This is a genomic window from Streptomyces sp. NPDC001292 (assembly GCF_042896465.1).
GTDB lineage: Bacteria > Actinomycetota > Actinomycetes > Streptomycetales > Streptomycetaceae > Streptomyces.
Map to the genome: position 1 here is coordinate 167,423 of NZ_JBIAXG010000003.1, position 23,834 is coordinate 191,256.

Sequence of the window (23,834 nt, forward strand, 5' to 3'; positions counted from 1 at the left end):
GCCCCCCCCCCGGGGCCCCTCGCCTGGCACTGAGCCTTTCCAGGATTTAGTGTTCCTTTCCGCCCCCCCCCCGGGGCCCCGGGGGGCCCCCCCCCCCCCCCCCCCCCCCCCGGCCTTTTCCACGTCAGGGACGATCGGGATAATGATCGTCCTGTTGTCGGTGCGGCCCGGTACGCTCGAAAGCACGATGACAGAGGACCTCTCACCGGCCGAGCGGTACACGGCAGCGCGCAGGCGAGCTGCCGAGCAGGCCACCGCGCTCGCGGGTTTCCGCGAGATGTACGACTTCGGCCTCGACCCGTTCCAGATCGAGGCCTGCCAGGCGCTCGAGGCGGGCAAGGGCGTACTGGTCGCCGCGCCCACCGGCTCCGGCAAGACGATCGTGGGCGAGTTCGCCGTCCACCTCGCCCTCCAGCAGGGCAGGAAGTGCTTCTACACGACGCCGATCAAGGCGCTGTCGAACCAGAAGTACGCCGACCTGTGCCGCCGCTACGGCAGCGGCAAGGTCGGCCTCCTGACCGGCGACAACAGCCTCAACTCCGAGGCCCCGGTGGTCGTGATGACCACCGAGGTGCTGCGGAACATGCTCTACGCCGGCTCCCAGACCCTGCTCGGCCTCGGCTATGTGGTCATGGACGAGGTGCACTACCTCTCCGATCGCTTCCGCGGCGCCGTGTGGGAGGAAGTGATCATCCATCTGCCCGAGTCGGTGACCCTGGTGTCCCTGTCGGCGACCGTGTCCAACGCCGAGGAGTTCGGCGACTGGCTGGACACCGTCCGCGGGGACACCGAGGTGATCGTCTCCGAGCACCGGCCCGTGCCGCTGTTCCAGCACGTGCTGGCCGGGCGCCGGATGTACGACCTGTTCGAGGAGGGCGAGGGCCACCGGAAGGCCGTCAACCCCGACCTCACGCGCATGGCCCGCCTGGAGGCCAGCCGCCCTTCGTTGCAGGACCGCCGGCGCGGCCGCGCGATGCGTGAGGCCGACCGCGAGCGGGAGCGCAGACAGCGCTCCCGGGTCTGGACCCCGGGCCGTCCCGAAGTCATCGAGCGCCTCGACGCCGAGGGCCTGCTGCCCGCGATCACCTTCATCTTCAGCCGTGCCGCCTGCGAGGCCGCCGTCCAGCAGTGCTTGTACGCGGGCCTGAGACTCAACGACGAGCAGGCGCGGGAGCGGGTCCGCGCCCTGGTCGAGGAGCGCACCGCCGCCATCCCGGCCGAGGACCTGCACGTCCTCGGTTACTACGAGTGGCTGGAGGGCCTGGAGCGCGGTATCGCCGCCCACCACGCGGGCATGCTGCCGACCTTCAAGGAGGTCGTCGAGGAGTTGTTCGTGCAGGGTCTGGTCAAGGCGGTCTTCGCCACCGAGACCCTCGCCCTCGGCATCAACATGCCGGCCCGCTCGGTGGTGCTGGAAAAGCTCGTGAAGTGGAACGGCGAGCAGCACGCCGACATCACCCCTGGCGAGTACACCCAGCTCACCGGCCGCGCCGGCCGCCGCGGCATCGACGTCGAGGGCCACGCGGTGGTGCTGTGGCAGCGCGGCATGAGCCCCGAACACCTGGCGGGCCTGGCCGGCACCCGCACCTACCCGCTGCGTTCCAGCTTCAAGCCGTCGTACAACATGGCGGTCAACCTGGTCGAGCAGTTCGGCCGGCACCGCTCGCGCGAGCTGCTGGAGACCTCCTTCGCGCAGTTCCAGGCGGACAAGTCGGTCGTCGGGATCTCCCGGCAGGTGCAGCGCAACGAGGAGGGCCTCGAGGGCTACAAGGCCTCCATGACCTGCCACCTCGGCGACTTCACCGAGTACGCGCGGCTGCGCCGGGAACTGAAGGACCGCGAGACCGAGCTGGCCCGGCAGGGCACGGCCCAGCGGCGTGCCGAGGCCGCCGTCGCCCTGGAGAAGCTCAAGCCGGGCGACGTCATCCACGTCCCCACCGGGAAGTTCGCGGGTCTGGCCCTGGTGCTGGACCCGGGCCTGCCCGCGGGCCGTTCCAACGGCCACCGCGGCCTGGAGTACCACGACGGCCCGCGCCCGCTGGTGCTGACGGCCGAGCGCCAGGTCAAGCGGCTTGCGGCCATCGACTTCCCGGTGCCCGTGGAGCCGCTGGAGCGGATGCGGATCCCGAAGTCGTTCAACCCGCGCTCCCCGCAGTCCCGCCGTGACCTCGCCTCCGCGCTGCGCACCAAGGCTGGGCACATCCCGGCGGAGCGGCACCGCAAGCGGCGCTCTCAGGCGGCCGACGACCGCGAGATCGCCCGGCTGCGCGCCGCGCTCCGCGCCCACCCCTGCCACGGGTGCGACGACCGTGAGGACCACGCCCGTTGGGCCGAGCGGTACCACCGGCTGATGCGCGACACCAAGCAGTTGGAGCACCGCATCGAGGGCCGTACGAACACCATCGCGCGCACCTTCGACCGGATCGTCGCGCTGCTGACCGAGCTCGACTACCTGCGCGGCGACGAGGTCACCGAGCACGGCAAGCGGCTCGCCCGGCTGTACGGCGAACTCGACCTGCTGGCCAGCGAATGCCTGCGCGAGCGTGTCTGGGAGGGCCTGAGCCCGGCCGAACTCGCCGCCTGTGTCTCGGCGTTGGTGTACGAGGCGCGGGTCGGCGACGACGCCATGGCGCCCAAGCTCCCCTCGGGGAAGGCGAAGGCGGCGCTCGGCGAGATGGTGCGGATCTGGGGCCGGCTGGACGCCCTGGAGGAGGACTTCCGCATCAACCAGACCGAGGGGGTGGGTCAGCGCGAGCCCGACCTCGGCTTCGCCTGGGCCGCGTACATGTGGGCCTCCGGCAAGGGCCTGGACGAGGTGCTGCGCGAGGCGGAGATGCCGGCGGGCGACTTCGTGCGCTGGTGCAAGCAGGTGATCGACGTGCTGGGCCAGATCTCGGCGGCGGCGCCGGTGGAAGGCTCCTCGGTGGCCAGGAACGCGCGCAAGGCGGTGGACGGGCTGCTGCGGGGGGTCGTGGCCTATTCCTCGGTCGGGTAGGCCGAGTCGGACGATCACATCGATCACATGGTCCCGGTGGACGTTGCCGGGGCCATGTGATTTTCGTATGCCCGTACTGCGTCACTGTACGTGTTCGAATCGAGCCGGGATGCGCAAAGCCTCGAGCGTACTCCTGCCGTACGCCCCGTTTCAGGCCCTTGCCGAATATGACATGGCGATGATCCGACCGGATTATGCTCGCCCGCGGCGCAGCGAGTTGAGGTTGTTCGTGAGCTTGCTCCCAAGCGTCCTCAAACATGCTGAAATTCCCGTCGGTTTCATGACACACCCCCACTGGAAGCTGCCCGAACCCAGCCGATTCTTCTCAGAGGGCTTACATGGTGAGTGTTCAATCGCCCCCCGGTGGCCGTGAACTTCCCTACGCGCGCGTGCTGTTGCTGCCCACCATGGTGATGGCGGCGGCCACCGGGGCCGCCGTCGCCCTGGTGACGGACTCGGCCCGCCTCGCCGTCGTCTGCTGCGGCGCCGTCGCCACCCTGCTGGTGCTCACCACGGGCGCCGAAGCGGTGCGCCGCGGACGCATCATCCGGGACCAGCGCGCGGAGCACGTCCGGCGCACCGCGGACCTGGAGGGGCGCCTGGCCGCCCACGACCGGGAGATCCACCGCCTCGCCTCGGACATCCTCCCCGCCGCCATCGACCACCTGCGCGGCAGCCACACACCTGCCGAGGTGATGCGCGGCGTCGTCGACGGCCACCCCGAGTGGCGTGCGATCCCCGAGTCGCAGCGCGCGGTGGTGCGCATGATCCTCAAGATCGTGGACGACGAGGAGAACATCCGCGACTCCAGCCAGCGAGCCTTCGTCAGCATCGCCCGGCGCGTCCAGGCGATCGTGCACCAACAGGCCAGGGAACTGAGGGAGATGGAGGAGGACCACGGCCGCAGCCCCGAGGTCTTCGACGACCTGCTGCGCATCGACCACGGTACCGCGCTGATCGGCCGCCTGGCCGACTCCGTCTCCGTCATCGGGGGCGGTCGCCCCGGCCGCCAGTGGCCCAACCCGGTCACGCTCTACAGCGTGCTGCGCGGCGCCATGTCCCGGATCCTGGAGTACCGGCGCATCGAGCTGCACTCCATCGCCAAGGTCAACATCAAGGGCATCGACGTCGAGCCCGTCATCCACGCCGCGGCCGAACTCCTCGACAACGCCACCCGCTACTCGCCGCCGCAGACCAAGGTGCACGTCACGGCCGTCGAGGTGCAGACCGGCGTCGCCATCGAGATCGAGGACGGCGGCGTCAGCCTGAACGAGGAGACCCGCGCCCGACTCGAGCGGCTGCTCGAGGCGGCCAAGGCCGGGGTCGACCCGCTGGACCTCAGCGACACTCCCCGCCTGGGCCTCGCGGTCGTAGGACGCCTGTGCGCGAAGCACAGGATGCAGGTCTCCCTGCGGGCCTCCGCGTACGGCGGTGTTCGCGCGGTCCTCGTGGTGCCCAGCGACATGACGACCACCGATCCCGCTCCGGGACTCGCCCACGGCATCGGCGCCACCTCCGTTCCGGCTCCGGGTGAGGACGCGCTGGCGGGCCCCGAGCGCGCCCCGAAGAGGCGCCGCCCCACCAGCCCCCGCGTCCCCGCCGCGGTGTCCCTGGTGGACGACGAGGTCCCCGAGGTCACCGAGTGGACGGCGGGCGGCCTGCCGCAGCGCCGCAGCCGGGCCAGGACCCCGCTGAGCCGGCGCATCGCCGAGCAGGCCGCCGCCGAGCGCGCCGAGCGCGCCGAGCGCGCCGAGCGCGCCGAGCGGGAGGGCGGGACGGTGCGGGCCGTGTCCGGACCCGGGCCCGCGCCCACGAGTGAGGATCCCGAACCGGGCCTGTGGGTCGAGGCCTTCTGGGACGGGCTGAAGAAGGACAACCCGGGCCCGGACCCGACCGCGTTCACACAGGATCCGACCGCGTATATCCACCTGATCGAGGAGCCGGCCCGAGCCGAGGCCGACGTCCGGGCCGACGACGAGGGGGACCTCAAGTGATCCAGCAGCGAGCCAACTTCGACTGGATGCTCAAGGAGCTCGACGACAGCGTGCCGGGCATCGAGATGATCGTGGTGCTCTCGGCCGACGGCCTGCGCATCGCCCGCTACGGCGGAGACGCCGACGCCGCCGACCGGGTCGCCGCGGCCTGTGCCGGACTGCAGAGCCTCGCGAGCGCCGTCGCCGTGGAGATCCCGAACAGCGACGGCCGGATGAAGCTGGTCGTCATCGAGATCGACGGCGGCTACTTCTACCTCATGTCCACGGGGGCCAACGCCTATCTCGCGGTGCTCGCCGACATCCGCACCGAACCCGGCCTCATGAGCGCCCGCATGCGCGACCTCGTGGTTCGCATCGGCGCCCACCTGACCAGTCCGCCGCGGCGGGGCGGGCAGACCGTATGACTCCTCCGCGACGGCAGAGGCTTTCCGCCCGGCACGAACCGCCACCGCCCCCCGAACCCGCCGCCGGGAAGGGCGAGGAGAAGAACCCCGAACGGCTGTACGTGGTCGCCGGGGCGGGCGAGGACGGCGCCCGCGCGGCCGTCGACCTGGTGACACTGATCGTGGCGCGCACCGAGCCGCCGCCGTCCGCCGCCCCGGAGCAGGCCGCGCTGGTGCGGCTGTGCACCGCCCCGCTGTCCGTGGCCGAGCTGTCGGCCTACCTCAACCTGCCGTTCAGCGCGACGACGGCCCTGATCACCGAGCTGCTCGCGGCCGGACTGGTGCAGGCCCGCGCGCCGATCGTCCGCCGGGCGGTCCCCGATCGTTCCCTCCTCGAAGCGGTGATGCATGGACTTCAAAGGCTCTGACACCCTCCCCGGCCCGCGCACCGAGGACCATCTGCCGCACACGGTCCAGACCGCGGCGAAGATCGTGATCGTCGGTGGTTTCGGGGTCGGCAAGACGACCATGGTGGGCTCGGTCAGCGAGATCAGGCCGCTCACCACCGAGGAGACGATGACCCAGGCCGGTATCGGCGTCGACGACGACTACGGCTCCGAGTCCAAGACGGCCACCACCGTGGCCATGGACTTCGGGCGCATCACCATCACGGACCAACTGGTGCTCTACCTCTTCGGCACCCCCGGCCAGCAGCGCTTCTGGTTCCTGTGGAACGGGCTGTTCGAGGGCGCGCTCGGCGCGGTGGTGCTGGCCGACACCCGTCGGCTGGAGGTCAGCTTCGACGTCATGGGCCGCCTGGAGGAGCGCGGCGTGCCCTTCGTCGTCGCCGTCAACTCCTTCCCGGACGCCCCCCGTCACCCGATCCCGGAGCTGCGCGCCGCGCTCGACCTGCCCGAGGAGATCCCGATCGTCGAGTGCGACGCGCGGCTCCGCGCCTCCAGCCGCGATGTGCTGATGACGCTGGTGCGCTTCCTGCACTCCCTCGCCGTGACGGGCTCGTTCACCTGATCCGCGCCGGTCGGCCCGTCCCGCACCCACACCTCTTCCGTTTTCCGAAAGCGACCGCTGTGACGCCTGAACCCCATTCCCCGACCGGTCCGGACGACTTCGCCCTCGACCCGCCCCCCGGCTGCCCCGCGCACGGTACCGGGCCCGGAGGGCTGCACCGGCTCCACGAGGCGCGGGACCTGAGAGCGCTCTACGAGCAACTCCGCGAGCAGTACGGCCCGGTGGCGCCCGTACTGCTCCACGACGACGTGCCGATGTGGGTGGTCCTCGGCCACGCCGAGAACCTGCGCATGGTGACCACCCCCTCGCAGTTCACCAAGGACAGCCGTATATGGACGCCGCTCAAGGACGGCAGCGTCAAGCCCGATCACCCGCTCATGCCGCACATCGCCTGGCAGCCGATCTGCGCGCACGCCGAGGGCGAGGAACTCAAGCGGCTGCGCGGCGCCGTCCAGGGCGCCCTGGAGTTCATCGACTTCCGCGCCCTGCGCCGCCACATCGGCCGGGCCACCCAGCGCCTGGTCAACCGGTTCTGCGAGACGGGCCGCGCCGACCTCGTCGCCCAGTTCACCGAGCACCTGCCCATGGCGGTGATGTGCCAGGTCCTCGGCATGCCGGAGGAGTACAACGACCGGATCGTGCAGGCCGCCCGCGACATGCTCAAGGGCACCGGGACCGCGATCGCCAGCAATGAGTACATCATGGGCTGTCTGCTGCGGCTCACCGCCCGCCGCCGGGCCCGGCCCGAGGACGACCTCACCAGCCACCTCATCGACCAGCCGGCGGGCCTGACCGACGAGGAGGTCGGCCAGCACCTGCGCGTCGTGCTCATCGGCACCTACGAGGCCACCGCCAACCTGCTGGCCAACACCGTGCGCCGGGTCCTGACCGAGCCCGGCTTCCGGGCCCAGCTCAACGGCGGTCAGATGACGGTGCCGGAGGCGGTCGAGCAGTCGCTGTGGGACGAGCCGCCCTTCAGCACCATCTTCGGCTACTTCGCCAAGCGGGAGACGGAACTCGGTGGCCGGCGCATCCGCCGGGGCGACGGGCTGCTGCTGGGCATCGCGCCGGGCAACGTCGATCCCCGGGTGCGGCCGGGCCCGACGGCGGACATGCAGGGCAACCGCTCCCACCTCGCCTTCGGCGGCGGCCCGCACGAGTGCCCCGGTCAGGACGTCGGGCGCGCCATCGCAGACGTCGGCGTCGACATGCTGCTGACCCGGCTGCCGGACGTCGGGCTCGACTGCGACGAGGCGGAGCTGCGCTGGACGGAGTCGATCGCCTCCCGCCATCTGCTGGAGCTGCCGGTGCGGTTCACCCCGCGGCCGCAGCAGGACGAGAGATCCAAGCCGAGCCACACCCCGCACCCGCTTCAGCCGGCGCGCCCGGCCTGGGAGGTCGGCACCGCGACCGCGCGGCAGCGGCCGGAGCCGTCCCCCGAGCCGTCGCCCGAGCCCCCGGCGGCGCCGGAGCCGGCGGGCGCCGGGGAGCCGGACACCGCACCGGCCGCCGGTGCGGTCCGCCCCCGGGGAGCCTGGCAGCGTTTCCTGCGCTGGTGGCGCGGCTACTGACCGGCCCACCCCGTGACGTCGGACCAGGCCCGGAGTACCCGCCCGCTGGTGAACCGGTGCTCCGCCCCCGTGACCGGATCCGTGAACTCCAGTGTCCGTGCGAGCAGTTGCAGGGGGCGCCGGAAGTCACCGGCCGGCACGGGGTCGGTCACCACCGGGTAGAGCGGGTCGCCCAGGATCGGCACGCCCAGCGCGTTCATGTGCACCCGCAGCTGGTGCGTCTGTCCGGTGGCGGGCACCAGCCGGTACCGCCCGAGTCCGTCGGCGCGGTGCTCGGCCAGCTCCACGCGCGTGACGGCGTTGGCCTCGCCCGCCACTTCACGGGCGGCCTGCACCCCGCGCTCCTTCACGATCCGGCTGCGCACGGTCCGTGGCAGAACCAGTGCCGGGTCGTACGGTGCCACCGCCTCGTACTCCTTGCGTACCAGCCGGTCGCGGAACAGCGTCTGGTAGGCGCCGCGCTCCTCGGGCCGCACCGTGAACAGCACCAGTCCGGCGGTGAGCCGGTCCAGGCGGTGCGCGGCGCTCAGAGTGGGGATCCCCAATTCCCGCCGCAGCCGTGCCAGCGCCGTCTCGGTGATGTGCGCGCCGCGCGGGGTGGTGGCGAGGAAGTGCGGCTTGTCGACGACGACGAGGTGCTCGTCGCGGTGCACGACCCGAAGCGGGAACGGCACCGGCACCTCCTCGGGCAGCTCCCGGTGGAACCACACGTACATCCCGGGCTCGTACGGCGCATCGGGCGCCACCGACCGTCCGTCGGCCCCGACGACCAGGCCCGCGTCGACCATGGCCCCGACCATTCCGGGCCCCGCCCCCGACAGCCGCTCCACCAGATACGCCCGCACGGTGGCCCACGCCCCCGCGGCGGGCAGCCGCACCCGCACCGGGTCCACCCCCTGGCGCTGCGGCAGGGGAGAGGGCGGGGTACGGGTCTTGCGTCGCATCGACCGAAGCCTACGAGGCCGCCCACGGCCCGGGAAAACCACTGCGCGGCGGCCCGTGCGTGGGCAGGATACGGGCCATGCCTCTTCTTACCAGCCCGGTACTTCCCGCCGGCACCTTCGCGCGCACCGCGCAGCCCACCCTGTCCACCGGCGACGGTCTCCTCCTGCGGCCCTGGACGCCCGAGGACGCGCCCGTCGTCCACGACGTCTTCCAGGACCCGGTCATGCACCAGTGGCACGCCAGGGCCGCCGAGTCCGAGGCCGAGGCGGCCGGCTGGATCGAGGAGTGGCGCGCCGCCTGGTCGGCGGACCGGGAGGCCCAGTGGGCGGTGGCCGACGCGGACACCGGCCGTCCGGTGGGGCGGGTCGCGCTGCGCGAGGTGCGGTTCGAGGACGGCGCGGCGGAGGTGGCGTACTGGACCGCTCCGGTGGCCCGTGGCCGGGGCGTGGCCTCGCGCGCCACCGCGGTGCTCGTGCACTGGGCGTTCGAGGACACCGGGTTCCACCGCCTGGAGCTCCTGCACTCCGTGCACAACGGGGCGTCCTGCCGTGTCGCCTCCAGGGCCGGCTTCGCCCTGGAGGGCACCAAGCGCAGTTCCGGCCTCCACGCGGACGGCTGGCACGACATGCATCTGCACGCCCGCGTCCGGGGGGATTGAGTGCGGAGAACCAGCTCGCCGGACCACGATATATCGCGTCTATTGACGTGGGTGCGGAGTCGCGATATGTTCGTCTCCGGATATTCGGAAGCGAGGTGATCGGGTATGGTCGGCGGGCGCGCCAAGTTGAGCAATCCGCTCGCGCTGACCGTGATGACCACGCTCTGGCAGAAGCCCATGCATCCCTACGAGATCGCGCAGACCCTGCGCCGCCAGGGCAAGGACGCCAGCACCAAGATCAACTACGGCTCGCTCTACACGGTCGTGCAGAACCTCGAGAAGCGCGGCTTCGTCGAGGTGGTCGACGTGGAGCGGCGGGGCAACCGCCCCGAGCGCACGATCTACGCGCTCACCGAGTCCGGCCGCGAGGAGATGACGCGGTGGCTGTCGGACCTCGTCGCCGTACCGGCCAAGGAGTACCCGATCTTCGAGACCGCGCTCTCGCTGCTGGGGGCCTTGCCCCCGGACGACGTCGTGCGGCTGCTGGAGGAGCGGCTGACCGCCCTGGAGATGCGAGTGGCGAGCGGACGGGCGGTGCTGGACAAGCTCTACGAGACGCTGCCGCGCCTCTTCCTCGTCGAGGTCGAGTACCACCAGCACATGGCCGAGGCGGAGACGGAGTGGGTCCGCGGCTTCGCCCGCGAGATCCGCGAGGGCTCGCTGCCGGGCGTCGAGAGCTGGCGCCGGTTCCACGAGACGGGGGAGATCCCCACGGAGTTCAAGGAAGCCGAGGAACGCCACTACCAGAAGTGAACCCCCGATGAAACAGACCCCGACAGGGCTGTTGCAGCAGCCCCGCCAGGGTCTCGAACCCCGAGCCGAATCCACCGTGAGGTTTCTCCGGGCGATCGAGGTGCGGCACACCCAGGATAGCCCGGCGCTCTCACGTGGATCACTCGGCGATCTTCGCCATCCATCCACTCCTCACTCATCCAGGAGAGCTCCGCCATGAGTCCCACCCGTGCACCCGCAGTCGAGTCGCGCCGGCTGACCAAGACCTATCCCGGCGAGGTGACCGCCCTGAACGGCATGGACATCACCGTCGAGCCGGGCACCGTCTTCGGTCTCCTCGGCCCGAACGGCGCCGGCAAGTCCACCACCGTCAAGATCCTCACCACCCTGGCCCGCCCCGACTCCGGCGAGGCGACCGTGGCCGGCCACGACGTGCTGCGCCACCCGGACCGGGTGCGGCGCGCCATCGGCGTGGTCGCGCAGGGCTCGGGCGCCGACCCGGTCGCCACCGGCCGCGAGAACCTCCGGCTCCAGGGCAGGCTCTACGGTCTGAAGGGCGCCGACCTGGACCGGCGGGTCGACGCACTGCTGGAGCGGTTCAGCCTCGCCGACGCCGCCCGCCGCCCGGTCAAGGGCTACTCCGGCGGTATGCGGCGGCGCCTGGACGTGGCGCTCGGACTGGTGCACCGGCCCGAGGTCCTCTTCCTCGACGAGCCCACCACCGGCCTCGACCCGGAGGCCCGTGCGGCGATGTGGGAAGAGATCGGCCGCCTGGCCGGCGAGGAGGGCCTGACCATCCTGCTCACGACGCACTACCTGGAGGAGGCCGACCGGCTTGCCGAGCGCATCGCCATCGTCGACCGCGGCCGGGTCGTCGTCGAGGGCACCCCGGACTCCCTCAAGGGCGAACTGCGCGGCGACGCGGTCCACGTGGAACTGCGCGAGGCGGCCGGCGAGGCCGGGCGTACGGTGCTCGCCGGCACCCTGGGCGCCCTGCCCGGTGTGCACGAGGTGCTGATCGACGGGCGCCGGATCAGCGCCCGCGCCGATGACGGAGCCGCCGCCGTGCCCGCGCTCCTCGCGGGGCTGGAGCGCGCCGGGGTCACCGTGACCGCGGCGACCGTGGCCCGTCCCTCCCTCGACGACGTCTACCTCCGCTACGCGGGCCGCCGTTACGCCGAGGCGGAAGCCGAGAGCGGAGCCGCCGGCACCGAGGCCCTGGCCTTCGCCGGAGGTGCGCGATGAGCACCGCGATCTCCCAGACCTGGTACATGACACAGCGTCAGCTGATGGTGTTCGCGCGCCAGCCGGCCTACGCGGTCATCACCCTGATCCAGCCGGTGATCTGGTTGTTCCTGTTCGGCGACCTCTTCAGGAAGGTCGTCGAGCTCGGCGGCTTCGGCACCACCTCGTACCTGGACTACCTGGTGCCGGGCGTGGTGGTGATGAGCGCGCTCAGCTCCAACATGTGGGCCGGCATGGGCACGTTGGAGGAGATCCAGCGCGGCACGCTCAACCGGTTCCTGACCACCCCGGTCAGCCGGGCCGCCCTGATGAACGGCAACGTGGTCCACAACGGCCTGGTCACCGCCCTTCAGTCGGTCGTCATCGTGCTGCTCGGCCTGCTGGGCGGAGCCGATTACCCCGGCGGCGTCGGCGGCGTCCTGGTCCTGGTGCTCGCTTCAGTGCTGCTGGGCACGGTCTTCGGGGCACTGTCCAACGCGCTGGGAATGCTGGTGCGGGAGCGGGAGTCCATCATCGGCATCAACACCTTCCTGCTGCTGCCGCTGACGTTCCTGTCCTCCGCCTTCATGGCCCCCGCGCAGATGCCCGCCTGGATGCGCCACATCGCCGACTTCAACCCACTCAACTGGGCGATGGTGGCGGGCCGTTCCGCGATGTCCGCGCATCCCGACTGGAGCGTCGTGGGAAGCCGGGGCAGTGCGCTGCTGGCCCTCGCGGTGGCCGCGGTGTGGCTGTCGATACGGACGTTCCGCTCCTACCAGCGGTCGGTCTGAGCCACGCGAAAGCGGCGGTACCGACCCGGGTACCGCCGCTTTGCGCATGGCTCACGTGGCCGGCGCCGCACCCTCCTGCTCCGCCTCGATCCGGGCGTTCCAGTCCCGCTTGGAGGCCTGCCAGCCGTCCTCGTCGTGGCCGAGCCGCCAGTAGCCGGAGATCGACAGGTCCTCGCGGGGAACGGCGTGCTCGACGCGCAGCAGCCGGCGCAGCTCCTTCACGAACCCGGCCTCACCGTGCACGAACGCGTGCACCCGGCCCTCGGGGAACCGCAGCGCCCGTATGGCCTCGACCAGCGCCCGGCCGACGGGCCGCTCGCCGCGGTGCAGCCAGACCACCTCCACGTCGGAGTCGATCTTCTGCTCCTCCTCGGGGCCCGCGACCTCAATGAAGGCGTGGGCCGTCGCACCCTCGGGCAGTGCCTCCAGGGAGCGCGCGATCGCCGGCAGGGCGCTCTCGTCACCGGCCAGCAGATGCCAGTCGGCACTCGCGTCCGGGGCGTAGGCGCCGCCGGGGCCCAGGAAGCGCACGGTCTCGCCCGGTCGCGCCAGCAGGGACCAGGGGCCGGCCAGCCCCTCGTCGCCGTGGATGACGAAGTCCAGGGTCAGCTCGCGGTGGCCGGGGTCCCAGGCGCGCACCGTGTACGTCCGGGTCACCGGCCACTGCTCGCGCGGGAACTCCTCACGGATCCGCTGCATGTCGAAGGGCTCGGGATAGGTGACCCCGTCGGGCGGGAACAGCAGCTTGACGTAGTGGTCCGTGCAGGTGTCCGCCGAGAAGCCGGCCAGGCCGTCCCCGCCGAGCACCACGCGCTGCATGCGCGGGGTCAGCCGTTCGGTCCGGACGACCTGCGCGGAGTGGGCCCTGCGCGGCTTGCGCGCCGGACGTTCTGCCATGACGGCCTCCCAGTTACCCTTGCTTAGGTTTACCTAAGCTAACATCTCGCCCCGGTGGGGCACCTCCCCCGTCCGGACTCCGGCAGTGCGCGTCGCCACGGCCGTCACGCCGACAAGGTGGCGAGCAGCCGCTGAAGGGAACCTCCCAGGCCCCAGCGGGCCGCCAGCTCCTCGAGCGCCGCCGGATCGCGAGGGGCGCGCGGCAGCGCCGTGTCCACGTCCGGCAGCGGGACGTCGGCGGCGACGCGCACGACCTTCGGCGCCACCGCGAGATACGGCCGCGCTCCGTCCAGCCGCCCGCGCTGCGACGGCGTGAGCTTCGTCTTCGGGTCGTCGACGGCCGCCATGATCCCGGCCAGGTCGCCGAACTCGGCGAGCAGCCTGGCCGCCGTCTTCTCCCCGATGCCGGGTACGCCCGGCAGCCCGTCGCTCGGATCGCCGCGCAACAGCGCCAGATCCGCGTACCCCCGGCCGTCGACCCCGTACTTCTCCCGCAGGGCGGCCTCGTCGGTGGCCTGGAGCGTGCCGACGCCCTTGACCGGGTACAGCACTCGCACCCCGCGGGCGTCGTCCACCAGCTGGTACAGGTCCCGGTCTCCGGTGACGATGTCGACCGGGCCCGTCGCCCGCGCGGTGAACGTGCCGATCACGTCGTCCGCCTCGTACCCCGCGACGCCCACGCGCGCGATGCCCACCGCGTCCAGGACGGACTCGATCACCGGGACCTGCGGGGACAGGGTGTCCGGCACCTCCTCCTCGTCCGGACCGCTGGTGTGCTCCACGGCCACCCGGTGCGCCTTGTAGGAGGGGATGAGGTCCACCCGCCAGGCCGGCCGCCAGTCGGCGTCCATGCAGGCCACCAGGTGATCGGGCCGGTGGTCCTTGACCAGCCGGTCGATGAAGTCGAGCAGCCCGCGCACGGCGTTCACCGGCGTGCCGTCCGGGGCCTTGATCGACTCCGGGACGCCGAAATAGGCGCGGAAGTACAGGGAGGCGGTGTCGAGGAGCATCAGTCGTCCGGTCACGCCTCGCATCATGCCGTACGGCACCGACAGTCACCGGACAGCCGGAAACCGTGGACATCGGGTGGACGGAAGGCGAGGGCAATGTGAAGCAGGCCACGTTCGGTTTGAGTCAAACGGGTCTGGGCAGGCGCGCCTCGGATGAAGGTGGTTGCTTTCTTCAACTGTTAGCGGCCCTCCCTATCCCGTCCCTGGCCCCGAGACAAGAGGTACGCGTGTCTTCAAGACTTCAGGCCCAGCACCTGTTCAAGGTGTTCGGCCGACGACCGGACGAGGCAGTGGAAAAGCTACGGCAGGGTGCCGACCGCGAGGATCTGCGCGCCGACGGCACCACCGCCGCCGTCATCGACGCCTCCTTCAGCGTCGACCCCGGCCAGATCTTCGTGGTCATGGGCCTGTCCGGATCCGGCAAGTCCACGCTCCTGCGGATGCTCAACGGGCTGCTGGAGCCGACCGCCGGCAGCGTCAGCTTCGACGGCCAGGACCTGACCGCGCTCAGCGACCGCGAGCTGCGCGAGGTCCGCTCCAAGAAGATCAGCATGGTCTTCCAGCACTTCGCGCTCTTCCCGCACCGCAGCGTCCGTGAGAACGCCGCCTACGGTCTGGAAGTGCAGGGCGTGCCCCGCGCCGAGCGCGAACGCCGCGCCGACGAGGCGCTCGCCCTGTGCGGTCTGGCCGGCTGGGAGTCCTCCTGGCCCGACGAGCTCTCCGGCGGCATGCAGCAGCGTGTGGGCCTGGCCCGCGCCCTGGCCACCGACGCCGACCTGCTGCTGATGGACGAGTCCTTCAGCGCACTGGACCCGCTGATCCGGCGCGACATGCAGGACCAGCTGCTCCAGCTCCAGAAGACGCTCAAGAAGACGATCGTCTTCATCACGCACGACCTCAACGAGGCCATGCGCCTGGGCGACCGGATCGCCGTCATGCGCGACGGCCGCATCGTGCAGACCGGCACCGCCGAGGACATCCTGCTGCGCCCCGCCGACGACTACGTCGCCTCCTTCACCCAGGACGTCGACCGGTCCCGGGTGCTGACCGCGGAGTCGGTCATGGACCGCGACGTGCGCGGCGACGAGGCGGACTGCGGCTGCGACACCGCGACCCCGCACACCCCGTTCACCGAACTGTGCGCGATCAGCGCCCGCGTGCCCCACCCGGTCGCCGTGCTGGACGAGCACCGCGACCTCGTCGGCATCGTCCCGCGCCAGCGCCTCGTCGGCTTCCTGGGTGACGAGCAGAGCAGCCAGGTGAGGTGCGACGCGCCACGGGACAAGGGCGGCGACAAGGCGGTGGCCCGTGCCTAGGATCCCGCTCGGCGACTGGGTCAACTCCGCGGTCGACTGGCTGCTCGGCCACATGTCCTGGCTCTTCGACTTCCTCAAGGCCGTCTTCACCGGCACCTACGACGGGATCAACGCCGTCCTCCAGGCGCCGCAGCCGCTGTTGCTCGCGGGCATCTTCGCCGTGCTCGCCTGGTGGCTGCGCGGCGCCTTCGCCGGAGTGCTCACCTTCGTGGGGTTCGCGTTCATCGACTCCATGGAGCTGTGGTCGGACGCGATGGTGACCTTGTCGCTGGTACTCGTCGCCACGATCATCGCGCTGGTGATCTCGGTGCCGGTCGGCATCTGGGCGGCCCGCTCGGACCGGGTCAGCGCCTTCGTCCGGCCGGTCCTGGACTTCATGCAGACGCTGCCCGCGATGATCTACCTCATCCCGGCCATCCTGTTCTTCGGCACGGGCGCCTCCGCGGGCATCGTCGCCACCCTGATCTTCGCCCTCGCGCCCGGTGTGCGCATGACCGAGCTGGGCATCCGCCAGGTCGACAAGGAACTGGTCGAGGCGGCCGAGGCGTTCGGCACCACGCCCCGCAACACGCTGCTGCGCGTCCAGCTGCCGCTGGCGCTGCCCACCGTGATGGCCGGCGTCAACCAGGTGATCATGCTCGGTCTGTCCATGGCCGCGATCGCCGGCATGGTCGGCACCGGCGGCCTCGGCGGCGACGTCAACGAGGCCATCGGCCAGCTCAACGTCGGCCTCGGCTCCGAGTCCGGCATAGCCATCGTGATCCTCGCGATCTACCTCGACCGCATGACCAGCGCCCTGGGCACCGAGGTCTCGCCGCTCGGCCGGCGCGCCGCCGCCAAGGCGCGGGCCGCCAAGGGCCTGAAGATCTGGTCGTACCGGCCGCAGCCGCAGATCGCCGTGATCGGCGTGGTGGTCCTCGCCCTGGTCGCGGGTGGCATGGGCCTCTTCGCGCGAGGCGGCGGCAGTGCGACCGCCGCCGGCGACGGCAGCGACGTCGGCCGCGGCAAGAAGATCACCATCGGATACATCCCGTGGGACGAGGGCGTCGCGTCCACCTTCCTGTGGAAGGAGATCCTCGAACAGCGCGGCTACCAGGTCGACGCCCGCCAGTTCGACGCCGGACCGCTCTACACCGCGCTCGCCCAGGGCAACGTCGACTTCGAGACGGACTCCTGGCTCCCGACGACCCACGCCCAGTACTGGAAGAAGTACGGCAGCCGGCTCGACGACCTCGGCTCCTGGTACGGCCCGACGTCCCTGGAGCTCACCGTCCCCTCGTACATGAAGGACGTGAACTCGCTCGACGACCTCAAGGGCAAGGCGGGCCTGTTCGGCGGGAAGATCACCGGCATCGAGTCCAGCGCCGGCATGATGGGCCTGCTCAAGAGCAAGGTCCTCAAGGACTACGGCCTGGACAAGGAGTACAAGGTCGTCGACAGCTCCACGCCCGCCATGCTGGCCGAGCTCAAGCGCGCCTACAGCAAGAAGGAACCGATCGTCGTCACGCTCTGGTCACCGCACTGGGCGTACAGCGACTTCGACCTGAAGAAGCTGAAGGACCCCAAGGGCTCCTGGGGCAAGGGCGACGGCGTGCACACGCTGGCCCGCAAGGGCTTCGCGGACGACGACCCGGTCGTCGGCACGTGGCTGAAGAACTTCAAGCTGACCGAGAAGCAGCTCACCAGCCTCGAGGCCGAGATCAACAAGGCGGGCAAGGGCCGCCAGCAGGACGCCGTGCGCACCTGGCTGAAGGACAACCCGGGCGTCGTCGACAAGCTCGCCCCGCTGCCCGGGGGCTCCACCGCCAAGCCGGCGGAGGCCAAGCGCACCCTGAACGTCGCCTGGTTCCCGTGGGACGAGGACATCGCCGTCACCCACCTGTGGAAGAACGTCCTGGAGCGCCGCGGCTACCGGATGAACCTGAAGCAGATGGACGTGGGCCCGGTCTACACCGGCCTGGCCGGCGGCGACATCGACCTCAACTTCGACGCCTGGCTGCCCTACGCCCAGAAGAACTACTGGGACAAGAACAAGGACAGACTCAGGGACCTCGGCACCTGGTACGAGCCGACCTCACTGGAGATCGCCGTGCCGTCCTACGTCAAGGACGTGAAGTCCCTGGAGGACCTCAAGGGCAAGGCGTCCACCTTCGGCGGGAAGATCATCGGCATCGAGCCGGGCACCGGCGAGATGACCCTGCTGAAGGACAAGGTCCTGCCCGGCTACGGCCTGGACAAGGAGTACAAGGTCGTCGACGGTTCCACGCCCGCGATGCTCGCCGAGCTCAAGCGCGCGTACGCCAAGAAGCAGCCCGTGGCCGTGGTGCTGTGGTCGCCGCACTGGGCGTACAGCCGCTACGACCTCACCAAGCTCGCCGACGACAAGAAGCTGTTCGGCGAGGGCAACACCGTGCGCACCATCTCCAGCTCCAAGTTCCCCGAGCAGTACCCGCAGCTCACCAAGTGGATCAAGAACTTCAGGATGAGCGAGGACGAGCTCGGCAGCCTCGAGAGCGAGATCAACCAGCGCGGTCAGGGCCACGAGGACGAGGCCGTCACCGCCTGGCTGAAGCAGCACCCCGACGTCCCGGCGCGGATGACCGCGCAGTAGCCGCCGCTCCGGACACCGCCGAGGGGCGGGCCCGCCCCGCATCGCCTGCGATGCGTGGGACGGGCCCGCCCCCGCGCGCTTGTCCACAGGAGGAATCCGGCCAACCACGCGGAGCAACCCCCACGCGCCCCGGGCCCGCGCGATCCTTACAGGGATGTGACGACGGCAGGAAACTGTTTGCCGAACATGCGTAGGGTGCAGAGAGGTCTTCAGAAGGAGTGCGCCCGGAACCGGGCCCGCGGGCAGCGGCCCCACGAGCAGCGGACCGACGAGCGAAGGAGGGAGCCGGAGCGATGGGCGACAACAAAGAGCGGCCCCTTCGAGTGGGCGCGGCCGTCCGGCGGCGCCGCCGCGCGCTGGGGCTCACCCTCGCCGTGGTGGCCGACCGCAGCGGTCTGTCGGTTCCCTTCCTGAGCCAGATCGAGAACGACCGGGCCCGGCCCAGCCAGACCTCCCTGGAGAAGGTCGCCGACGCCCTGCGCACCACCGCCGTGGAACTGCTGGCGGCGGCCGACCCGGCGTGCAGCGTCGACGTCGTGCGCGCCGAGGTCACCGAGCTGGAACCCGAACCCCGGGTGCGCTCCCTGGTGCGCGGCCACCACCAGCTGCACGCCTCGGAGTTCACCGGAGACCACGACGTCGGCCGCGAATTCCAGCACCGCAACGACGAGTTGATGTATGTCGCCGACGGCGCGGTGGAGATCGAGGCGGAGGGCCGGGCCTACCGGCTGGTGCGCGGCGACACGATGTACCTCACCGGCGGGGTGCGCCACCGCTGGCGGGCGACCGTGCCCGACACCCGGGTGATCGTGGTCGCGGTCGCCGAGCACATCGAGGCGGTACAGGACCGGTCGCGCTGATGCGGGTCGTCTCGCTCGTTCCCTCGCTCACCGAGGCGGTGGCCGTGTCCCTGCCCGGCGTACTCGTCGGCGCCACCGACTGGTGCACGCATCCGGCGGACCTCGACGTCATCCGGGTCGGCGGCACCAAGAACCCCAAGGTGGACCGGATCGCCGCCCTCGCCCCCGACCTGGTGATCGCCAACGAGGAGGAGAACCGGGCGCCGGACCTCGACGCCCTGCGCGCGGCGGGCATCGAGGTCCTGGTGACCGAGATCAGGGACCTGCCGCAGGCCTTCCGGGAACTGGCGCGGGTGCTGCGCGCGTGCGGCGGGAGCCGGCCCCGGTGGCTGGACGAGGCCGAGGCGGCCTGGTCGTCGCCGCCCGTGGCCCCGCGCCGCACGACGGCCGTCGTACCGGTCTGGCGGCGGCCCTGGATGGTGCTGGGCCGGGACACCTTCGCGGGTGACGTCCTGGCCCGCCTGGGCGTCGACCACCTCTACGCCGGGCACGCCGAACGCTATCCGCGCGTCCCGCTGGAGGAGCTGCGCGCGGCCGCCCCGGACGTCGTCGTGCTGCCGGACGAGCCGTACCTCTTCACCGCCGACGACGGTCCCGAGGCCTTCCCCGGGCTGCCCTGCGCGCTGGTCAGCGGGCGGTACCTGACGTGGTACGGGCCGTCACTGGCGCGGGCTCCACGGGTGCTGGGCGGGGCGCTGCGAGCAGCGCGCCACTGATCAGCCCGCGGGCGGTGTGCACGCCCGCAGCGGCCCAGGCGGTGACGAGGACGGCGTACAGACCGACCGCGAGGGCGCTGTAGGCGGCGAGGTGGGTGTGCCGGGCGAGGGCCGCGGCGCCGGTGACGCAGGTGCCCACCGGGAAGGTGAACGACCACCAGGTCATCGCGAAGCCCATGCCCTGGCGGGCGGCGCGCAGCACATGGGCGGCGGCGAAGGCGAACCACATCAGCGCGAAGCCCGTGACCGGGACGCCGTACAGGACGGCGAGCACGGCGAAGCCGCCGGCGTACGGGGCCGGTACGACACCGTGCGCCGTGTCCGCGAAGGCGCCGACGGCGGTGGTGGACTGCCCGAGCGGGCCGAGGACCAGGAACAGCGTCGGGGTGAGCGCGAGCGGCAGCGGGCCCGCCGTGAGCAGCCGGCCGAAGATCACCGGCAGTACGACCAGGGTCGCGAGCAGGCTGAGCCCGAACATCGCCACACACGCCAGGAGCAGGGTCGCCCGGGCCTGCCCGGCCGGCAGGTACGGCACGAGGGCGGGCCCCAGGGCGGCGGACACCATGGGCGCGACCAGCGGCAGCAGCCACACGGGCGTCGCCTGGTGCGGCTCGATCCGATGGTGCACGACCATCAGGTACGGCACGGCGACGGCGGCCACGAGCCCGACGGCCGTACCGGCGGTGAACAGCACGGCGTCCAGGGCGACCGCGGCCGGGGTGCCGATCCAGTCCCGCCCGACGGACAGGGTGCCGCCGCCGACCGCCAGCAGGGCCATGGACAGACAGCCGTAGAACGGCGCCGCCGTCGCGTCCAGCAGATGGGCGCGGGCCTGGTCGCGGTGGTGGGTCCAGTGCAGGGTGCGGGCGGCCAGCAGCGCCACGAGCACGACGAGGGAGAGGGCCCACACGGCGGTGCACACGGTGCGCAGTCCCGGGATGTGCGGCGGCAGCGCGGCGCCCGCCGTGCCGACGGCGGCGGTGCCCATGGCGGAGGCGTACCAGTTGGGGCCCAGATGGCGGACGGCGGGGACGTGGGGCCGGGCTGCGGCCTGCCGGGGCAGGGAGTGGGCTGCGATGACCATGACTCAAGGTTTTCCCGGTCCATACGCTCCCACCAGGGGGTTTGTGTCTATCACGACATAAGCTGGTCTTATGAGCAGCACCGAGAGGACCGAGGTGAACGGAGGAGACGGCGTGGGACGGCGGCCGGGGACCTCGCTGGCGCACCGGGTGCCCGACCTGGGCGCGCTGGAACTGCTGCTGGCGGTGGCGCGGCTGGGCAGCCTCGGCGGGGCGGCGCGGGAGCTGGGCATCACCCAGCCGGCGGCGAGCAGCCGGATCCGTTCCATGGAACGGCAGTTGGGCGTGGCGCTGGTGGACCGCTCGCCGCGCGGATCGCGGCTGACGGACGCCGGAGCCCTGGTCACCGACTGGGCGCGGCGGGTCGTGGAGGCGGCGGAGGCCTTCGACGCGGGCGCGCAGGCGCTGCGGGACCGGCGGGACTCGCGACTGCGGGTGGCGGCCAGCATGACGATCGCGGAGTACCTGCTGCCGGGATGGCTGATCGCGTTGCGCGCCCGGCGGCCGGACACGGCGGTGTCCCTGCTCGCCGGGAACTCGGCGGTGGTGGCGGAACGGCTGCTGGGGGACGAGGCGGACCTCGGTTTCGTGGAGGGCGTGTCGGTGCCGTCCGGTCTCGACTCCGTCGTGATCGGCCGCGACCGCCTGATCGTGGTGACCGCCCCGGCCCACCCGTGGGCCCGCCGCCGACGGCCGCTGTCCGCGGAGGAACTGGCCACCACGCCGCTGATCCTGCGCGAGAAGGGTTCCGGCACCCGGCAGGTGCTGGACGCGGCGCTGGGCGGCCTGGCGCGCCCGCTGATCGAGCTGTCCTCCACGACGGCGGTGAAGGCCTCCGCGGTGAGCGGAGCGGGACCGGCGGTGCTCAGCGAACTCGCGGTGGGCGAGGAGCTGTCCCTGCGCCGGCTCGTTCCCGTGCCCGTGGACGGCGTCACCCTCGAGCGCGCCCTGCGGGCGGTCTGGCCCACCGGCCACCGCCCGGTGGGCCCGGCCCGCGAGCTGCTGTCCCTGACACGGTCGTGAAGCGGGCTCGGAAAACGGACGAGGCCGGGAACCGGCTGAGACCAGGTGCCGCCGAACACGCCGACCACTTCCGCCTGCCCGTCGAGGTGCTGGACCAGCGTGCCGGCTCCCCGGGGCCGGTCACCAGCCGCTGGACCAGTTCCCCGGCGCGCTCGACGGGGTTGCGCGCGAGCCGGTCGCGGAGGAAGGCGTAGCGCTCACCGGAGTCGGGCTGGTAGAGCCAGGTCTTCTCGTGCCGGGAGGGGACGGCGGTGAGGAAGTGGTTGGTGCGCAGATGCGTTCCCTGCGCGACCTCGGGCACCTCGAAGACCCCCACCGGGCTGAGGTCGAGGAGCACGGCGCGGTCGGTGCGGAGGTCACGAGGCGCATTCCTGGGGCGTGTGCTGGAGGACGGAGCCGCCGACGACCGTGGCGAGGACGGGGTTGGCGGTCTGCTGTTCGGGGGTCAGGTCGAGGGGGTCGTGGGCGAACACGGCGAGGTCGGCCAGGTAGCCCGGCGCGATCCGGCCGAGCCGGTCGGCGGCGCCCGCCGCGACGGCCGGGGCACGGGTCATCCCGGCGTAGGCCTCCCGGGCGCTGATCCGCTGGCCGGGTTGCACGGGGGCGGCCTTCCGCTGTTCGACGGGCCGGCGCAACTGGGCGTCGGCGAGGGCGGTGCGAGGGTCCGCGATGCCGATGGGCCAGTCCGAACCGAGTGCCACCACGGCGCCGTGGTCCAGCAGGTCGCGGGTGCGCCAGCCGTGGGCGACCCGCTGCGGCCCGATCCGGCGGGACCAGTTGTCCTTCTGGTCGGCCCTGGTCATGCGGGTCGCGTGGACGGGCTGGAGCCCGGCGACGACGCCGAGTGCGGCGAAGCGGGGGAGCAGGTCGTCGGGGATCGACTCGATGTGCTCGATCCGGTGCGGGGCGGACGCGGCGTGGCCGGCCTCCTCGATCACGTCGAGCGCGGTGCGCACCGCCCGGTCGCCGATGGCGTGGGTGGCCGTGGGGACGCCGCGCTCGGTGAAGAACCGGACGGCCTCGCGGTAGCCCTCCACGTCCTTCCACAGCGGCCGGCGGTTCTGACCGAGGACGTCGGGGTGCTCGAACCAGGCGGAGCCGTTGTCGGCGGTGCCGTCCAGCATGAGCTTGGCGCCCGCGACGTGCCAGCGGCGCCCGGCGAGCCCCTGCTGGGCGGCGACGGCCTCCCAGACGTCCCGACCCGAGTCGGCGGGCACGAGCGGTGAGCAGCGCACCCGCAGAGGAAGGTCACCGTGCCTCTCGATCTCCCGGTAGACGTCCTCGGAGGGCGCGGTGAAGTCCAGCGCGTGCAGGCCGGTGAGGCCGGTCGAGGCGAACTCGCGCAGCCGGTCGGCGACATGGCCGGCCGCGACCGGGAGCGGTACCTCGGGACAGTGGTCGAGGACGAGGTCCATGGCCTGGAGTTCGACGATGAAGCCGGTGGGCCGGCCGTCGGGTCCGACGACGATCTCGGAGGCGTCGTCGAAGGTTTCCGCACCGGTCAGACCGACGCGGGCGACCACGGCCGGACTGACCACGAGGGAGTGCGCGTCGCGGGTCATGAGCGAGATCGGCACGCCGGGGAAGCGCCGCCCCAGCGGATGGCCGGTGGGCTCCCCGTCGAAGACGTTGATGTCGAGGTCGAACCCGGTCACCCACGCCTCGCGGCCCTGCTCAGCGATGCGGTCCTCGATGCGGGAGACCACCGCGTCGAGCGTGGTCAGGCCGCCGAGGTCCAGGCCGGTGCCCACCTCGATCGCCCCCCACACCGGATGGGCGTGGGCGTCGGTCAGTCCCGGGGTGAGGGTCGCCCCGGGGAATTCCAGCACGTCGGTGGCGGCGCCCGTCCAGTGGCGCAGGAGGTCGTCCCCGCCGACGGCGACGATCCGGCCGTCCTGGACGGCCACCACGGTGTCCGTGGTCGGGCCGGGCGTGGGGTCGAAGTTCTCGATCCGTGCCGCGCGCACGATGAGGTCGGCGTTCATGGTCGTTCT

General features: G+C 71.8%; 20 protein-coding genes. 15 read left to right on the forward strand and 5 right to left on the reverse strand.

The window, feature by feature from the left end; all coding sequences use genetic code 11:
- The first annotated feature begins 142 nt into the window (after positions 1 to 142).
- The 6 genes from ACFY4A_RS05645 (at position 143) to ACFY4A_RS05670 (ending at position 7,972) form a co-directional block, all read left to right on the forward strand.
- A complete protein-coding gene (locus tag ACFY4A_RS05645) occupies positions 143 to 2,995 on the forward strand; it encodes a DEAD/DEAH box helicase (protein ID WP_390828111.1) in 2,853 nt (950 codons plus the stop codon).
- 338 nt (positions 2,996 to 3,333) lie between these two features.
- Entirely contained in the window at positions 3,334 to 4,989 is a 1,656-nt protein-coding gene (locus ACFY4A_RS05650; protein WP_390828112.1) for an ATP-binding protein, read from the forward strand.
- Complete coding sequence (locus ACFY4A_RS05655) at positions 4,986 to 5,393, forward strand: roadblock/LC7 domain-containing protein (protein ID WP_390828113.1); 408 nt, start codon at positions 4,986 to 4,988, stop codon at positions 5,391 to 5,393. Before ACFY4A_RS05650 ends, ACFY4A_RS05655 begins: the two co-directional genes overlap by 4 nt.
- Positions 5,390 to 5,800 carry a DUF742 domain-containing protein gene (locus tag ACFY4A_RS05660; RefSeq protein ID WP_390828114.1) on the forward strand — a complete coding sequence of 137 codons (411 nt, stop codon included), beginning with the start codon at positions 5,390 to 5,392 and terminating at the stop codon, positions 5,798 to 5,800. The genes ACFY4A_RS05655 and ACFY4A_RS05660 overlap by 4 nt, the downstream gene beginning before the upstream one ends.
- Positions 5,781 to 6,401, forward strand: a complete 621-nt coding sequence (locus ACFY4A_RS05665) for an ATP/GTP-binding protein (protein WP_390828115.1) — start codon at positions 5,781 to 5,783, stop codon at positions 6,399 to 6,401. The genes ACFY4A_RS05660 and ACFY4A_RS05665 overlap by 20 nt, the downstream gene beginning before the upstream one ends.
- Before the next feature lie 59 nt (positions 6,402 to 6,460).
- Complete coding sequence (locus tag ACFY4A_RS05670; protein WP_390828116.1) at positions 6,461 to 7,972, forward strand: cytochrome P450; 1,512 nt, start codon at positions 6,461 to 6,463, stop codon at positions 7,970 to 7,972.
- Here ACFY4A_RS05670 and ACFY4A_RS05675 read toward each other — a convergent pair.
- Positions 7,966 to 8,916, reverse strand: coding sequence for an RluA family pseudouridine synthase (locus ACFY4A_RS05675; RefSeq protein WP_390828117.1), 951 nt, complete (start codon positions 8,914 to 8,916; stop codon positions 7,966 to 7,968). The two genes, ACFY4A_RS05670 and ACFY4A_RS05675, sit on opposite strands and share 7 nt — an antisense overlap.
- A 77-nt stretch (positions 8,917 to 8,993) precedes the next feature.
- Here ACFY4A_RS05675 and ACFY4A_RS05680 point away from each other — a divergent pair, with 77 nt between their 5' ends.
- The 4 genes from ACFY4A_RS05680 (at position 8,994) to ACFY4A_RS05695 (ending at position 12,325) form a co-directional block, all read left to right on the forward strand.
- Entirely contained in the window at positions 8,994 to 9,575 is a 582-nt protein-coding gene (locus ACFY4A_RS05680; RefSeq protein ID WP_390828118.1) for a GNAT family N-acetyltransferase, read from the forward strand.
- A gap of 105 nt (positions 9,576 to 9,680) precedes the next feature.
- Positions 9,681 to 10,328 carry a PadR family transcriptional regulator gene (locus ACFY4A_RS05685; protein ID WP_390828120.1) on the forward strand — a complete coding sequence of 216 codons (648 nt, stop codon included), beginning with the start codon at positions 9,681 to 9,683 and terminating at the stop codon, positions 10,326 to 10,328.
- A gap of 195 nt (positions 10,329 to 10,523) precedes the next feature.
- Positions 10,524 to 11,552, forward strand: a complete 1,029-nt coding sequence (locus ACFY4A_RS05690; RefSeq protein ID WP_390828121.1) for an ATP-binding cassette domain-containing protein — start codon at positions 10,524 to 10,526, stop codon at positions 11,550 to 11,552.
- Positions 11,549 to 12,325, forward strand: coding sequence for an ABC transporter permease (locus tag ACFY4A_RS05695; RefSeq protein ID WP_390828122.1), 777 nt, complete (start codon positions 11,549 to 11,551; stop codon positions 12,323 to 12,325). The genes ACFY4A_RS05690 and ACFY4A_RS05695 overlap by 4 nt, the downstream gene beginning before the upstream one ends.
- A 51-nt stretch (positions 12,326 to 12,376) precedes the next feature.
- Here the strand turns inward: ACFY4A_RS05695 and ACFY4A_RS05700 are convergent, their stop codons facing one another.
- Positions 12,377 to 13,222 (reverse strand): siderophore-interacting protein, encoded by an 846-nt coding sequence (locus ACFY4A_RS05700; protein ID WP_390828124.1) that lies wholly within the window; start codon positions 13,220 to 13,222, stop codon positions 12,377 to 12,379.
- A gap of 104 nt (positions 13,223 to 13,326) precedes the next feature.
- Positions 13,327 to 14,256 carry a 5'-3' exonuclease H3TH domain-containing protein gene (locus tag ACFY4A_RS05705; RefSeq protein WP_390828265.1) on the reverse strand — a complete coding sequence of 310 codons (930 nt, stop codon included), beginning with the start codon at positions 14,254 to 14,256 and terminating at the stop codon, positions 13,327 to 13,329.
- Positions 14,257 to 14,459: 203 nt separating this feature from the next.
- Here ACFY4A_RS05705 and ACFY4A_RS05710 point away from each other — a divergent pair, with 203 nt between their 5' ends.
- The 4 genes from ACFY4A_RS05710 to ACFY4A_RS05725 all read left to right on the forward strand — a co-directional run bounded on the left by ACFY4A_RS05710 (position 14,460) and on the right by ACFY4A_RS05725 (position 19,735).
- Entirely contained in the window at positions 14,460 to 15,548 is a 1,089-nt protein-coding gene (locus tag ACFY4A_RS05710) for a glycine betaine/L-proline ABC transporter ATP-binding protein (protein ID WP_390828125.1), read from the forward strand.
- Positions 15,541 to 18,159, forward strand: a complete 2,619-nt coding sequence (locus ACFY4A_RS05715) for an ABC transporter permease/substrate binding protein (protein WP_390828126.1) — start codon at positions 15,541 to 15,543, stop codon at positions 18,157 to 18,159. Before ACFY4A_RS05710 ends, ACFY4A_RS05715 begins: the two co-directional genes overlap by 8 nt.
- Before the next feature lie 293 nt (positions 18,160 to 18,452).
- Positions 18,453 to 19,019 carry a helix-turn-helix domain-containing protein gene (locus ACFY4A_RS05720; protein ID WP_390828127.1) on the forward strand — a complete coding sequence of 189 codons (567 nt, stop codon included), beginning with the start codon at positions 18,453 to 18,455 and terminating at the stop codon, positions 19,017 to 19,019.
- Positions 19,019 to 19,735: a helical backbone metal receptor gene (locus tag ACFY4A_RS05725; protein WP_390828128.1), complete on the forward strand. Its 717-nt coding sequence runs from the start codon at positions 19,019 to 19,021 to the stop codon at positions 19,733 to 19,735. Before ACFY4A_RS05720 ends, ACFY4A_RS05725 begins: the two co-directional genes overlap by 1 nt.
- Here the strand turns inward: ACFY4A_RS05725 and ACFY4A_RS05730 are convergent.
- A complete protein-coding gene (locus tag ACFY4A_RS05730) occupies positions 19,647 to 20,819 on the reverse strand; it encodes a TDT family transporter (RefSeq protein ID WP_390828129.1) in 1,173 nt (390 codons plus the stop codon). The two genes, ACFY4A_RS05725 and ACFY4A_RS05730, sit on opposite strands and share 89 nt — an antisense overlap.
- A 70-nt stretch (positions 20,820 to 20,889) precedes the next feature.
- Here ACFY4A_RS05730 and ACFY4A_RS05735 point away from each other — a divergent pair, with 70 nt between their 5' ends.
- Positions 20,890 to 21,840, forward strand: a complete 951-nt coding sequence (locus ACFY4A_RS05735; RefSeq protein WP_390828130.1) for a LysR family transcriptional regulator — start codon at positions 20,890 to 20,892, stop codon at positions 21,838 to 21,840.
- A 356-nt stretch (positions 21,841 to 22,196) separates the two neighbouring features.
- Here the strand turns inward: ACFY4A_RS05735 and ACFY4A_RS05740 are convergent, their stop codons facing one another.
- Positions 22,197 to 23,825: an amidohydrolase gene (locus ACFY4A_RS05740; protein WP_390828131.1), complete on the reverse strand. Its 1,629-nt coding sequence runs from the start codon at positions 23,823 to 23,825 to the stop codon at positions 22,197 to 22,199.
- Between the last annotated feature and the right edge of the window lie 9 nt (positions 23,826 to 23,834).

Excerpts from the sequence above, each read along its gene's own strand:
- ACFY4A_RS05675 (WP_390828117.1), bottom strand. The coding sequence starts at position 8,916 with ATGCGACGCAAGACCCGTACCCCGCCCTCTCCCCTGCCGCAGCGCCAG.
- ACFY4A_RS05690 (WP_390828121.1), top strand. The coding sequence starts at position 10,524 with ATGAGTCCCACCCGTGCACCCGCAGTCGAGTCGCGCCGGCTGACCAAG.
- ACFY4A_RS05730 (WP_390828129.1), bottom strand. The coding sequence starts at position 20,819 with ATGGTCATCGCAGCCCACTCCCTGCCCCGGCAGGCCGCAGCCCGGCCC.
- ACFY4A_RS05645 (WP_390828111.1), top strand. The coding sequence starts at position 143 with ATGATCGTCCTGTTGTCGGTGCGGCCCGGTACGCTCGAAAGCACGATG.
- ACFY4A_RS05705 (WP_390828265.1), bottom strand. The coding sequence starts at position 14,256 with ATGCGAGGCGTGACCGGACGACTGATGCTCCTCGACACCGCCTCCCTG.
- ACFY4A_RS05665 (WP_390828115.1), top strand. The coding sequence starts at position 5,781 with ATGGACTTCAAAGGCTCTGACACCCTCCCCGGCCCGCGCACCGAGGAC.
- ACFY4A_RS05680 (WP_390828118.1), top strand. The coding sequence starts at position 8,994 with ATGCCTCTTCTTACCAGCCCGGTACTTCCCGCCGGCACCTTCGCGCGC.
- ACFY4A_RS05720 (WP_390828127.1), top strand. The coding sequence starts at position 18,453 with ATGGGCGACAACAAAGAGCGGCCCCTTCGAGTGGGCGCGGCCGTCCGG.
- ACFY4A_RS05685 (WP_390828120.1), top strand. The coding sequence starts at position 9,681 with ATGGTCGGCGGGCGCGCCAAGTTGAGCAATCCGCTCGCGCTGACCGTG.
- ACFY4A_RS05735 (WP_390828130.1), top strand. The coding sequence starts at position 20,890 with ATGAGCAGCACCGAGAGGACCGAGGTGAACGGAGGAGACGGCGTGGGA.
- ACFY4A_RS05725 (WP_390828128.1), top strand. The coding sequence starts at position 19,019 with ATGCGGGTCGTCTCGCTCGTTCCCTCGCTCACCGAGGCGGTGGCCGTG.
- ACFY4A_RS05695 (WP_390828122.1), top strand. The coding sequence starts at position 11,549 with ATGAGCACCGCGATCTCCCAGACCTGGTACATGACACAGCGTCAGCTG.
- ACFY4A_RS05740 (WP_390828131.1), bottom strand. The coding sequence starts at position 23,825 with ATGAACGCCGACCTCATCGTGCGCGCGGCACGGATCGAGAACTTCGAC.
- ACFY4A_RS05700 (WP_390828124.1), bottom strand. The coding sequence starts at position 13,222 with ATGGCAGAACGTCCGGCGCGCAAGCCGCGCAGGGCCCACTCCGCGCAG.
- ACFY4A_RS05660 (WP_390828114.1), top strand. The coding sequence starts at position 5,390 with ATGACTCCTCCGCGACGGCAGAGGCTTTCCGCCCGGCACGAACCGCCA.
- ACFY4A_RS05650 (WP_390828112.1), top strand. The coding sequence starts at position 3,334 with ATGGTGAGTGTTCAATCGCCCCCCGGTGGCCGTGAACTTCCCTACGCG.